Raw genomic sequence first — 11,032 nt, 5'->3', positions numbered from 1 at the left:
CTCGACTGCTCTTCTGCGGGGCTACTGCAATCTGACTGAAATGCAGTCGAGCATGGCTCGACTCTACAATTCAGAGCGCCCAGATACCGGCGATCACCGCCACCACCAGGCCCCACTTGATCAGCTGGTAGGCCACCACGCTGCGCTCGCGCAGCGCCTTGGCCTTCAGCCGCACCTTGTACACGCTGCCGAACGCCTTGTTGACGCCGCCGGTCGGGTCACCCGGCAGGTTCGGCGAGGCACCACCGGCCAGCAGCGTGGCCGCCACCGCACGGTTGAACAGGCCGGGCAGGCCGAAATGCAGCGGCCGGGCGATGTCGCAGAACAGGATCACGCGATCATCCGGCGTCTCGTTGTGCGCATGGTGGATGTAGGTCTCGTCGAACATCATCCACTCGCCATCGCGCCAGCTCTTCTTGATGCCGTCCACTTCAATGTAGCAGCCGTCGTTGTTGGGCGTGGCCAGGCCCAGGTGCAGGCGCAGCGAACCGGCGAACGGGTCGCGGTGCGGGCGCAGTTCACTGCCCGACGGCAGCTGCGCGAACATCGCCGCGCGCACGTCCGGCAGCGACTCCAGCAACGCCGTGGTCTTCGGGCACATCGCCTTCGCCGACGGGTGCGACGGGCCGTACCACTTCAGGTAGAAGCGCTTCCAGCCACGACGGAAGAACGAGTTGAAGCCGGCGTCGTTGAACGTGCTGGAGGCAGCGATCTTCTGCGCATCGCGCAGCGCCAGTGCCTCGTCGCGGATCATCTGCCAGTTCTGGCGCAGCGGCTCCAGCTGCGGGAACTCCTTGGCCGGGTCCAGGAACGGCGTGGTCGGCACCTTCGAGAACATGTACATGACCACGTTGATGGGGGCCATGAAACTGGAGTGGTCCAGCAACTGGCGCGACCAGCGCGCGCGGACCTTGCCACGGAAGTGGATGTACAGCACGCAGGCCACGAACAGCGCTGCAATGACGATTTTGATGATCAAAGCACTTTCCTCCAGCCGCGGCCGGAACGGGAAACGGGGCGATGCACGGCCTGGCGGCCAGCACCGGTGGGAAGCGCGGCAGGGGACGGGGACGTGCCGGAGGGGGCGGCCGCCGATGTCGCGGGTTAACAGCTTATGGTCGGCAGGCCGTGCGCCGGGGTCAAGCCGGGCGTGCGCCGCGTTCAGCTGAACGCGGTGGAAGGGGCCGAAAGAGCGCCCAACCTGTTGATGCATAAAGAACATCACACAAAGTGAGACAGAAATGTCCGATTTGATGTGACGAACTGTTCCAGCCACGCCCCCGACATTTCTCCGACAAATCGTCGATTAGCGAACTGGCGAGTACTAAAATTAACGAAAGCTTAGTAACTTCCTGTAACACCGGTTCGCTTGACGCTTTGCGCCACCCACCGGGTCGACCGAGACCCCGACATGTATCTCCCTGCACTGCCCCCATCCTCCTGCGGCGATGACGCCGCGGCGCCGCTGCTGCTCAAGCGCGGCAAACGCTTCCTCGCCCCCGACGTCTACCGCACCTGCCTGGACGGGCGCGAAGCGGTCATCAAGGACTACTCCCGCTACCGCGGCACCCCGGTTTCACTGATCGCCCGGCTGATGGTTCGCCGTGAAGCGCGCATGCTGCAGCGCCTCGGCGGCTGGAAACACGCCCCGGCCCTGCTTGGCACCCTCGGTGGCCTGGCACTGGGCATGGAATTCATTCCCGGCCAGACCCTCAGCACCGCCCAGGCCGTCGGCAACGACGTGTTCGAGCAGCTGCAGCACGCGCTCAGCCGCCTGCACGCGGCCGGCATCACCCACAACGACCTGCATGGCACCAACGTGGTGGTCAGCGGCGGCGTGCCCGTGCTGCTGGACTTCACCTCGGCCTGGAGCGTACCCCGCTGGCTGCGCCGCGGCCCGCTGAGCCGGCAGATGCGCCGCAGCGACATGAAGAACCTGCTGAAGATCCGCCAGCGCGTGACCGGCCAGGCGCCGAGTGCCGCGCAGGCCGCGCTGGTGGCTGACCCGGGCTGGGTAGCGGCGGTGCGTCAGGGCTGGAAGCGGTTCTACAGGTGGGCCAAGCGCCGCTGAATGCTTTTCTTTGGTAGGGGTCGAGCTTGCTCGACCGCTCTACCGCTCTTTGTAGAGTCGAGCTTGCTCGACTGCTCTGCCGCTCTTTGTAGAGTCGAGCTTGCTCGACTGCTCTGCCGCTCTTTGTAGAGTCGAGCCTGCTCGACTGCTCTGCGCTTCAGTCGAGCAAGCTCGACTCTACAAAAGCCGCTTTACAGCCCGAATACGCACAAAAACCGGGTTACAACGCGTCCGCGTCCAACTCACCGGTACGAATACGCACCACGCTGCCCAGGTCGTAGACGAACACCTTGCCGTCACCAATCTTGCCGGTGCCCGCAGCTTTCACGATGGCCTCAACCACCGCCTCCACCTGGTCATCGGTCACCGCCACTTCCAGCTTCACCTTCGGCAGGAAGTCGACCACGTACTCCGCACCACGGTACAGCTCGGTATGGCCCTTCTGGCGACCAAAGCCCTTCACTTCCGTCACCGTGATCCCGGTGACCCCACGCTCGGCCAGCGCTTCGCGCACGTCGTCGAGCTTGAACGGCTTGATCACCGCCATGACCATCTTCATCGTCTATCTCCTGTCTTCCGGCGTGGAGGATAGCGCCTGAACGCGGCCCGTGCGAAGCCGCTGCGGCCTGTCCGGGCAGTGGGTGCCGGCAGTATCCTTGTGCCGATTGGCCTGCCCGCGCCGGATGCACGGGCCCACCCCCACGGAGCCCCCCATGATCGACCTGAACCACATCGATGACCTTGCCCGTCGCCTCAGCGACCTGGTGCCGCCGGGCCTGCGCGAATCGCGCGAGGAACTGCAGGCCACCTTCAAGAGCGCGCTGCAGGCCGGCCTGGCCAAGCTCGACCTGGTCACCCGCGAGGAGTTCGAAGTGCAGCGCGCCGTGCTGCTGAAGACCCGCGAGAAGCTGGACGCGCTGGAAACGGCCGTGCGCGAACTGGAAGGGCGCAGCGCCGCAGAATGAAAAAAGGAGGCGCACCGCGCCTCCCGTTTACAGATTATTTCCCGGATGGGGCCTTGCCGCAAGGCCCACCGGGCGCCCTAGACTCGCCGGCCTGTCGATCCGGCAGGACACGCAGGGGCAGTGCCGATGGCACAGGACACCGAATGGACACCCGTTTCGCATGACACCTGCGACCAGGTCGCCGGGCCGTTCTATCACGGCACCCGCGCTGACCTCGCGGTGGGCGAGCTGCTGAGCGCGGGCTTCCGCTCCAACTATCGCGACAGTGTGGTGATGAACCACATCTACTTCACCACGATTGCCAAGGGCGCCGGGTTGGCTGCGGAGATGGCCCGCGGCGAAGGGCGGCCGCGCGTGTATGTGGTGGAGCCGACCGGGCCGTTTGAGGACGACCCGAACGTGACCAACAAGAAGTTTCCCGGGAACCCGACGCGTTCGTATCGCAGTGCGCAGCCGTTGCGGATTGTGGGGGAGATTACGGAATGGGAGCTCTACGACGCGGAGTTCGTTCGGCAGTTGAGGGCGTTTGTTGCTTCGGGGAGTGGGGAGATCATCAATTGATGAAAGGAGAGACCTGTGCTTTGGCTGACGGAAGGTCAATGCAGAAGGTCGTCGAACGATGTCCGCTTTCGGCCAGTAGCGGACATGCGTAAACGTCATGAGATGAACCGCAAAGTGGCCTTAGATCGAGAGAACGCCCAAGCTCAACCAGTAAGCGTCCCCCTCGTGCGAGACAGCCTTGCTGTGCCAGTGTTTGCCACCCCTCAAGGCTTCGTAGCGCCCAATTTCCGCGCTGGACAAGGGGCGCCAGCTGGTTCCGCGGCGAAAGCCGCTTGCAACCTGGACGCCAAGAGGGAACCTGGAAACAGCATTCTGCTGGGCTTGCGCCAGAGACTCGCCGTTGGCTCCGCCGGCGGATGTTGGGTTGGCAAGCTGCACCCCGTCATCCTCCCAGTCGCAGATCGGACATATGGCAAATGATCCGTAGCAGTCCTCCAGGGTCAGGAAGCCACACGATGGACAAGGCAGATCGATCATTGAGACCCAAGAACACCAGGTAGTTGAACCACTGGACCTTCGGGTGTCGCCCATGTCTGAAGGAGGCGAACGTCCGCTTCGGTTCGAGAGCGGACTCTAGCATTCTTGATTGCGTTGTCTGGCGCCGGCAGGTCCGCTTCCGGCCAGAAGCAGACGCCGCCTTCAGACCGATCAGTCCTTCTTCATCCGGCGTAGGTGAGGGCATAACCGCTACCGATGCGCTGGATGCGAGCAAACCCCAGCTCCCCCAAAGCGCATGCCGGCCACGATCAACCGATCTGCACTGACCATATGGCGTTGGTGGGCGCGACGACTTGCGACAGATGTTGAATCTGCGTGATCGAACCCGCGGCCAGCCGAGCATCGATGCCGCCACGAGAGCTTCCCTCGCCGACTCCGGCCGACACGCGTCGTCACTGCAACCTTGCCATCACGCGGCCTGGCTTGACGCATCTGCAAAGCAACACAGGACTTTGCCGACCTTGGCACATCGATTATTCGACGAACTTTTACACTCGCCGAGCTGTCCGAGTCGCACCTTCAGAAGGACCGAAGGCCCGAGCTCGCAGGGAGCCGCCAATCTCAACACCGGCTGGCCATCGCTCCCCCGGGCATTCAACCAACCTTTGAGATACAAACATGCGTCCGCTTAGCAAGGAAGAAGAAGCAAGCGTTTCCGGAGGTCGTACCTACAAAACTCCGGCAGGCAACACAGTCAAGTTCAATGCCAGCCTTTCCGACGCTCAGGCAGCGACACTGGGACAGATCGTGGACTATGGGAAAGCCCACAACATGCTGGCTCCAGAGATTCGAATGGCAGTCAACCAGGCGTTTTATGAAAGCTCCCTGGGTTCGATGACCAGCAATCCCACCAACTCCAACGTTCAAGGCCTGTACCAGTACGACGCTAGTACTTGGGACTATCTGGGTCATGGAGCGCTCGATCGATCGAGCACGAACGATCAGATCGCAGCGATGTACGACGACATTCGCAACTTCGAATCTCGATGGGCTGCGGGCCGCCAAGCCGGAACGATTCCGACTACCCTTCTGATCGACGACTACGTGGAGATCAAGCACCATCTCGGGCCCAACAGCACGCAATGGTCGTCTCCGGTTGTTTCCGACTACAACGGCAAGGTTACGGTGCTCGGCTTCACCAGCGTTTCCACCGGAACAACGGCACCGCCTGATGGAAGTACGGGGGGCGCCGGCAGTGGTGGCCACTCTGGAGGAGGTGGCGGGGGTTCAAGCGGCGGCACCGGCGGTACGGTCATCGTTGGCCCTCCGCAGCGTCAGCCTTGAGCCCACTCAGAAGTCACAGGAGAAATTCCATGAAAGCCAAGCTAGCCACTTGCGTACTCGCAGGGGTGCTGATGTCGACCGGCGCCTCAGCTGCGGAGTGTGGAAGCGCGGTAGCGGAGTACGTTTACTCCGGCAACCCTGCACTGCACGCTCGAATCCAGCCGCTAACAATGCCTGGAACAGGGAACACACTTGGAGTCACTCTGGAAGACCGATCCCGGGGCTTCAAGGCTTGGTTCATCGCCGACAAGGGCAGCGGTTCGTACTCGTCCCTTGTCTACGTAGATGACTTTACGCAGCCGTCATGGCACCAGCCCGATCCGGATGCTCCCCGGGCCATTCGGGACATGCCCATCTTCGGTTGGGATCAGTCCCTGCATGTGAATGAAGATCTAAGGAACCTCAAGAGTGCCCCGCAGTTTCTATTTGTTCCGGACCTCGCGGAAGTCGTGTCACATGGCATTGAGCAGCCGTTCCCCCTGACTCAAGGCATCTTCAATCGAATCAGCTGTCGCTAGGCTTTAAGGGAGGGGGGCGACCTCCCTCCCTCTAACCGGCACTGCCATCACGCCCAGCAGAACTGATCAATGGAACTGTTTCGCAAGGAAGCCGAGACTGCTCATGCAGACCAGTTTGGCGCCGTCATCGTTTCAACGCCAAAGGCTCACTTCGCAGCTGGTGTTAGCGCCACTGCACTGTGCTTGGCCGCACTCGTTCTCTCATTCCATGCCCACTATGCTCGCCGGGAACAGGTATCTGGTCATCTAGTTACTGATACGGGCGAGAGCCGGATTCTAGCGCGTCGATCTGCAACCGTCTCAGAGGTGTACGTCAGAGAGCACCAACACGTTCGAAAGGGAGATCCGATCCTGCGGCTATCCAGCGAAATGCACACCCGCGGGGGTGCCGTGCATGCCAGAGTCGAGGAGAACATTGAGAATCAAATCACCTCGGTCCACGCGAGCGTCGCAGCTACCGAGGCAGCGCTGATCAGTGAGCAGCATCAGTTGAGGGAGCGTGTCAAATCTCTTCTCGCCCAGGCATCGGATCTTCGTCAGCAGATTGGCTATCAGCAGCAGGCCGCTGAGCAGAAGCAGCGGACACTGACGAAGCTGCGTCCGCTTTTGAAGGATGGATTTGTGGCTGAGTATCAAGTCCAGGACCTCGAAAGTGCGCTTCTGGATACCCGGGCGCAGACATCAGGCCTGCATCGGCAGCTTGAAGATATCTCTCAACAGCAACGCGAAACAAGCCGCAAGTTGACGAGTCTGGAGATCGATTCGGAACTCAAGTTGAACGATCTTCGGCGAGAGCAAGCGAGATTACGCACCAGCCTCGCCCAGGATCAGAGCGAGCTTGAGCTGGTGGTGAGGGCTCAATCAGACGCGCTAGTCAGCTCCGTTCTTGTTCAGCCAGAGAACTATGTTGAGCCTGGGCAACCTATTGCCTCTCTCATTCCGACACCTACGACGCTGAAAGCGGAAATTTTCATTCCCAGCACGGCAATCGGCTTTGTTCATCGAGGCACCAAGGTTGCCATGCACTATGCGGCATTCCCCTATCAGAAATATGGGGTTCAATACGGGGTTGTCGAACAGGTTTCCGAAACCCCGACTCAACCTGCACAGCTGTCAGCCCTGCTTGGCCAGCAGCCGCCAGCCCAGCCAATGTACAGAGCCATCGCGTCGTTGGAAAGGCAGCAGATCGTGACTGATGGCCAGCAGCGAGCGCTGGTTCCCGGGATGCAGTTGGAAGCTGCGCTTCTGTTGGAGGATCGCTCAATCATCGCTTGGCTACTTGAGCCGATCACCGCATTTCGAGCGTCTATACAGGACTGATCATGCAAGTCGCCAACTCCACAGCAGTCAGCCCAAAACCCGGCGATCTATTGCGTCAATGGATGAAGCGTCCGGTCAAGATCTTCTACCAGAGTGAAGCCAACGAGTGCGGCCTGGCCTGCTTGGCCATGATACTTGATCACCATGGCCATCGGCTTTCTCTGGAACAGCTCAGGGCATTCGCCGGATCCTATCCGCAAGGAATGTCGGTATCTGATATCAGCGATGTTGCGGAGCGGAAAGGCCTTGTGGCGCGCCCTCTTCGGGCTGAGCCAGATGAACTGGATCAGCTCGTACTGCCCGCAGTTCTGCATTGGAACATGGACCACTTCGTTGTCCTGGAAAAGGTGAAGGCGAGGAAAGTCGTGATTCTGGATCCATCCCAAGGCCGCATGGAGATCTCCTGGGCGGCGCTTGGCCGGCACTTCACAGGGGTGGCAATCGAGCTCTTGAAGGGACCCGATCTCAAGAAGGCTCAAGCGCGCAGTAGTCTTCGTCTGAGGTCACTCATTGGGCCGATCTCTGGTCTCCGACCAGCGCTGGTCAACCTGGGGCTTCTTTCAGTTGCGTTGGAACTCATGGCGCTCGCTTCACCCCAAGGCTTCCAGATAGTCATCGACCGTGTACTCGCCGATGGGGACCGTGCCCTTCTTCCGGTTGTCATAGTGGGACTGAGCCTTCTCGCCCTTCTTCAGCTGCTGCTGGGTTGGCTGCGGTCCTGGGCAATTGTTTGGCTGAGCAGCCAGATCAATATTGGATGGAGCTCGGGCGTGTTCGCTAGGCTGCTGCGCCTACCTACCCAGTACTTCCAAAGTCGCAGCCTGGGTGACATAACATCGCGATTCACGTCACTAAACACAATACAGCAGGCCATAAGCACGCAGTTGGTCGCTGGGATACTAGATGGCGTCATGGCCCTTGCAACAGGAGCCATGCTGTTTGTCTACAGCCCACTTCTAGGCGCATTTACAAGCCTCACAGCGCTGGCTTATGTAGGCGTCAGGGCCATCTACGTGAAGCGACTGCAACACGCAACGGTTTCCTCCTTGACCGAGGACGCGCGCCGGCAGTCCATGCTGCTTGAATCCATCCGCGGTGCGCAGACTTTGAAGCTTTTCGGGAAGACTGGCTGGCAATCGTCCCGCTTTGCGAACCGAAGCGCAGCAGCAATCGCAGCATCCATTGCCGTTCAGCGTACGAGCTTGTCCTACGCATCCTGGGGTGGCGTCCTGCTGTCTGTAGGTAGGCTTGGTGCTCTCGCAATCGGCGCATCACTGGTGATGGAGGGACGGTTCACTGCCGGGATGCTGATTGCGTACGCCTCGTACTCAGAGCAGTTCATCTCGCGTCTGAGTGCGCTTTCCGAGTACGCAATCCAACTCGCGTTGCTCGGTTCACATGCGGAAAGAGTTGCTGACATTGCTCTTGCACCCGTTGAGAAGGAGCCCGCTGCACCTTTGAGCGCGCGCGTTCAACCCGTTGAGGTTGAGCTCCGCAACGTCTGCTTCAGATATGCAGACAATCAGCCATGGGTGTTGAACAACGCCAGCGCCATTATCCCAGCGGGCCAGATGACTGCTATCACCGGTGCGTCGGGTACAGGCAAGAGCACGATCGCCAAGCTCCTTGTCGGACTGCTGACCGTCAACAGTGGGGAAATCCTATTGAATGGCATCCCTTTGAGCCATCTTGGTCCGACCCGGGCCCGGCGCATGTTTGGATGCGTCATGCAGGATGACGCGCTTTTCCACGGGAGTCTGGCTGAGAACATCGCCCTGTTCCAGGAAGGGGCTCCGCAGCAGCAGATCGAGCACTCAGCCCAAGCCGCTTGCATTCACGATGACATTTCAAGAATGCCGATGGGCTATCGAACATCGGTTGGTGACATGGGATCGACCTTGTCAGGAGGACAGCGCCAGCGAATCATGCTGGCCCGGGCGCTCTACCAACAGCCCCAAGCCCTCCTTCTAGACGAAGCGACCAGCCATCTGGATGCAGAAACTGAGCAGAGTATCAATGCTCATCTCAAGCAGATGTCACTCACTGTCATTCAGATTGCACATCGATTCGAGACAATAGATGCTGCGGATTGTCTGCTGCGTGTGCATCCAGATGGGTCCGTCAGCCGAAGGGGAAGGGCTGCCGCCTACTGAGATTCGGGGCTGGTACTCGTGCGTACACAGTCGCGGTACAGTGTGGCAATCCCTCTAGCCCTACGTTCGCTTCGGCCAAGAGCTGACATCCGCCCTTCTCTGTCAACGAGAAGGATCAGCGGACCATCGCTGGATTCGGCGCCGCCGAGAGCGAATGGCTGGGTGCTCCACTCACGCCTAGAAGTGAAGCGGACAACAGCCTCCGCCGGCTCGCGGCCCGGCCTGCGCTTCTCTCCGCCGAAGCGGTACAGTTGGCGAGACCCATGCTCAGATTTGCCATGTCCGTAATCGACCCGAATGACATTGCCGGTGCGCAGCACGAAGTGCAACGGCTTGTCGGTCGTTGCATTCTGCGCCTTCAGCAGTGCGAGCAGCTGATGAAGTCCATGCTGGCCTTTCAGAAGTTGTCGGGTACACCGGAAACACTCCCAAAGAGCTTGAACAACCGCAGGACTGAGATCGGCGGCAAGACCATGGGCGCTTTGGTGGGTTGCCTGACTACCGAATGCATGCTGAAGGAAGGCGGCGAAGTTCCCGACGTCCCATCAGGTCTCGACCATGATTCAAGCCCTTTTGGCCTGCACATAGGGATCAATCTGCCAGGGGAATCCCATGCGGCCCTGCGAACGGATCTACGCGCGCTGGTGAACCTCAGGAATACGCTCGTTCACCACTTCTTCGAGCAGTACGACATCCGGACTATCGATGAATGCGTCAAGGCCCAGGATGCGCTCAGGCACGCTTGCACCGAGATCGATCGGCAGTTTGAACAACTGCGCACGCTTGCCGCAGTTATGGCGCAGGGCATAACAGCCTTTGCTGAACTGGTGCAGAGCCCAGAGTTCCATGACTTTCTGGTCAACGGCATCGCGCCTGATGGGCAGATCCATTGGCCGATCGCCGGCATTGTCAGTGCGCTGAGACAGGCCTTCCGAGAACGGGCGATCGACGGTTGGGTGAATCTGGACACAGCCGCTCTGTGGATGGCAGAGCATCATCCGGAACAAACCCCCGGGAAGTATGGCTGCGCCCAATGGCTGGACGTCATCCGTGATTCCCGTCAATTCGAGCTGCGCGACTTCGCGCACAACGGCCAACGGGGAGCGTGGTTTCGCGAGCGGCCTGAGTCGACGGGCTGACCAGGCTCTGCTGGCGGTAGCCGCCATACGCCGTCGCCTACCAAGTTCTGTCGCATTTGCCGCGCCTTGCGTCTCTGGCCGAACGATCTGACGACTCCGTCCCAGAAGTGCCGTTCCGCCTGACGCGCCAAGGCTCTTGCCCCTTTCCACGCTATGCGACAATGCCAAAAACGTCTCGGGTTTTGGCGGCATTGGCCCCCACCCCTTGGCATTCCTCACAACAGCAGGTAATCGTTACCCCGCCACCGTGCATCGGTGGTCGGGACTCGAAAACCCGTTGTTGTGATGAAGTTTGCGCTTGCCAGCCGGCATCACCCTGCGTGGTGCCGGCTGGCAATCCGTCTGCCGGCTATGGCGGGCGGGGCGTGGGGGCCTTGTGCCCGCCGGCGATCATCACACACCGGTTTTCGAGCCACGCCCTGTCCGCCACCTTTATCGGTGGTGGCTTCCGCCTGTCTGCACGGAGCCTGCCATGACCAAGCCGCACTCCCCTCCCCCGCGCCCCATCCAGCAGCCGCCATCA

Annotated in this window: 11 protein-coding genes; 8 read left to right on the top strand and 3 right to left on the bottom strand. The window is 60.6% G+C overall.

What is annotated here, in order from left to right; all coding sequences use genetic code 11:
- Window positions 1-70: 70 nt before the first annotated feature.
- Complete coding sequence (locus QRO93_RS20175; protein WP_040009311.1) at window positions 71-976, bottom strand: aspartyl/asparaginyl beta-hydroxylase domain-containing protein; 906 nt, start codon at window positions 974-976, stop codon at window positions 71-73.
- A gap of 435 nt (window positions 977-1,411) precedes the next feature.
- Between QRO93_RS20175 and QRO93_RS20170 the strand changes: the two genes are divergently transcribed.
- Window positions 1,412-2,071 carry an RIO1 family regulatory kinase/ATPase gene (locus QRO93_RS20170; RefSeq protein ID WP_180878874.1) on the top strand — a complete coding sequence of 220 codons (660 nt, stop codon included), beginning with the start codon at window positions 1,412-1,414 and terminating at the stop codon, window positions 2,069-2,071.
- Between the two features lie 220 nt (window positions 2,072-2,291).
- Here the strand turns inward: QRO93_RS20170 and QRO93_RS20165 are convergent, their stop codons facing one another.
- The gene (locus tag QRO93_RS20165; RefSeq protein ID WP_005411374.1) at window positions 2,292-2,630 is read right to left on the bottom strand and encodes a P-II family nitrogen regulator; all 339 of its coding nucleotides are present in this window, start codon (window positions 2,628-2,630) and stop codon (window positions 2,292-2,294) included.
- Between the two features lie 154 nt (window positions 2,631-2,784).
- Here QRO93_RS20165 and QRO93_RS20160 point away from each other — a divergent pair, with 154 nt between their 5' ends.
- Both QRO93_RS20160 and arr read left to right on the top strand, forming a co-directional pair.
- Entirely contained in the window at window positions 2,785-3,036 is a 252-nt protein-coding gene (locus tag QRO93_RS20160; RefSeq protein ID WP_053451027.1) for a ubiquinone biosynthesis accessory factor UbiK, read from the top strand.
- Window positions 3,037-3,162: 126 nt separating this feature from the next.
- Window positions 3,163-3,597 carry an NAD(+)--rifampin ADP-ribosyltransferase gene (gene arr, locus QRO93_RS20155; RefSeq protein ID WP_053451028.1) on the top strand — a complete coding sequence of 145 codons (435 nt, stop codon included), beginning with the start codon at window positions 3,163-3,165 and terminating at the stop codon, window positions 3,595-3,597.
- A 120-nt stretch (window positions 3,598-3,717) separates the two neighbouring features.
- Here the strand turns inward: arr and QRO93_RS20150 are convergent, their stop codons facing one another.
- Complete coding sequence (locus QRO93_RS20150) at window positions 3,718-4,074, bottom strand: CPCC family cysteine-rich protein (protein ID WP_180878873.1); 357 nt, start codon at window positions 4,072-4,074, stop codon at window positions 3,718-3,720.
- A 639-nt stretch (window positions 4,075-4,713) separates the two neighbouring features.
- Between QRO93_RS20150 and QRO93_RS20145 the strand changes: the two genes are divergently transcribed.
- From QRO93_RS20145 to QRO93_RS20125, 5 genes are all read left to right on the top strand, one after another.
- Window positions 4,714-5,379, top strand: coding sequence for a hypothetical protein (locus QRO93_RS20145; RefSeq protein WP_180878872.1), 666 nt, complete (start codon window positions 4,714-4,716; stop codon window positions 5,377-5,379).
- A gap of 29 nt (window positions 5,380-5,408) precedes the next feature.
- Complete coding sequence (locus tag QRO93_RS20140) at window positions 5,409-5,897, top strand: hypothetical protein (protein WP_180878871.1); 489 nt, start codon at window positions 5,409-5,411, stop codon at window positions 5,895-5,897.
- A gap of 69 nt (window positions 5,898-5,966) precedes the next feature.
- On the top strand, window positions 5,967-7,217 hold the full coding sequence (locus QRO93_RS20135) for an HlyD family secretion protein (RefSeq protein ID WP_180878870.1): 1,251 nt from the start codon (window positions 5,967-5,969) through the stop codon (window positions 7,215-7,217).
- A gap of 2 nt (window positions 7,218-7,219) precedes the next feature.
- Window positions 7,220-9,370 (top strand): peptidase domain-containing ABC transporter, encoded by a 2,151-nt coding sequence (locus tag QRO93_RS20130; protein ID WP_180878869.1) that lies wholly within the window; start codon window positions 7,220-7,222, stop codon window positions 9,368-9,370.
- A 278-nt stretch (window positions 9,371-9,648) separates the two neighbouring features.
- Complete coding sequence (locus tag QRO93_RS20125; RefSeq protein WP_180878868.1) at window positions 9,649-10,509, top strand: OST-HTH/LOTUS domain-containing protein; 861 nt, start codon at window positions 9,649-9,651, stop codon at window positions 10,507-10,509.
- The last annotated feature ends 523 nt before the right edge of the window (window positions 10,510-11,032 follow it).

Origin of the sequence: Stenotrophomonas maltophilia group sp. Smal17 (assembly GCF_030237045.1) — a bacterium.
Lineage (GTDB): Bacteria > Pseudomonadota > Gammaproteobacteria > Xanthomonadales > Xanthomonadaceae > Stenotrophomonas > Stenotrophomonas forensis.
Note: the sequence above shows the minus strand (reverse complement) of the source record. Positions and strands in the feature narration are given on the sequence as shown.

Bases quoted from the DNA above. Each gene is read 5' to 3' on its own strand.
- QRO93_RS20130 (WP_180878869.1), top strand. From the start codon at position 7,220: ATGCAAGTCGCCAACTCCACAGCAGTCAGCCCAAAACCCGGCGATCTA.
- QRO93_RS20150 (WP_180878873.1), bottom strand. From the start codon at position 4,074: ATGATCGATCTGCCTTGTCCATCGTGTGGCTTCCTGACCCTGGAGGAC.
- QRO93_RS20160 (WP_053451027.1), top strand. From the start codon at position 2,785: ATGATCGACCTGAACCACATCGATGACCTTGCCCGTCGCCTCAGCGAC.
- QRO93_RS20135 (WP_180878870.1), top strand. From the start codon at position 5,967: ATGGAACTGTTTCGCAAGGAAGCCGAGACTGCTCATGCAGACCAGTTT.
- QRO93_RS20125 (WP_180878868.1), top strand. From the start codon at position 9,649: ATGTCCGTAATCGACCCGAATGACATTGCCGGTGCGCAGCACGAAGTG.
- QRO93_RS20140 (WP_180878871.1), top strand. From the start codon at position 5,409: ATGAAAGCCAAGCTAGCCACTTGCGTACTCGCAGGGGTGCTGATGTCG.
- arr (WP_053451028.1), top strand. From the start codon at position 3,163: ATGGCACAGGACACCGAATGGACACCCGTTTCGCATGACACCTGCGAC.
- QRO93_RS20165 (WP_005411374.1), bottom strand. From the start codon at position 2,630: ATGAAGATGGTCATGGCGGTGATCAAGCCGTTCAAGCTCGACGACGTG.
- QRO93_RS20170 (WP_180878874.1), top strand. From the start codon at position 1,412: ATGTATCTCCCTGCACTGCCCCCATCCTCCTGCGGCGATGACGCCGCG.
- QRO93_RS20145 (WP_180878872.1), top strand. From the start codon at position 4,714: ATGCGTCCGCTTAGCAAGGAAGAAGAAGCAAGCGTTTCCGGAGGTCGT.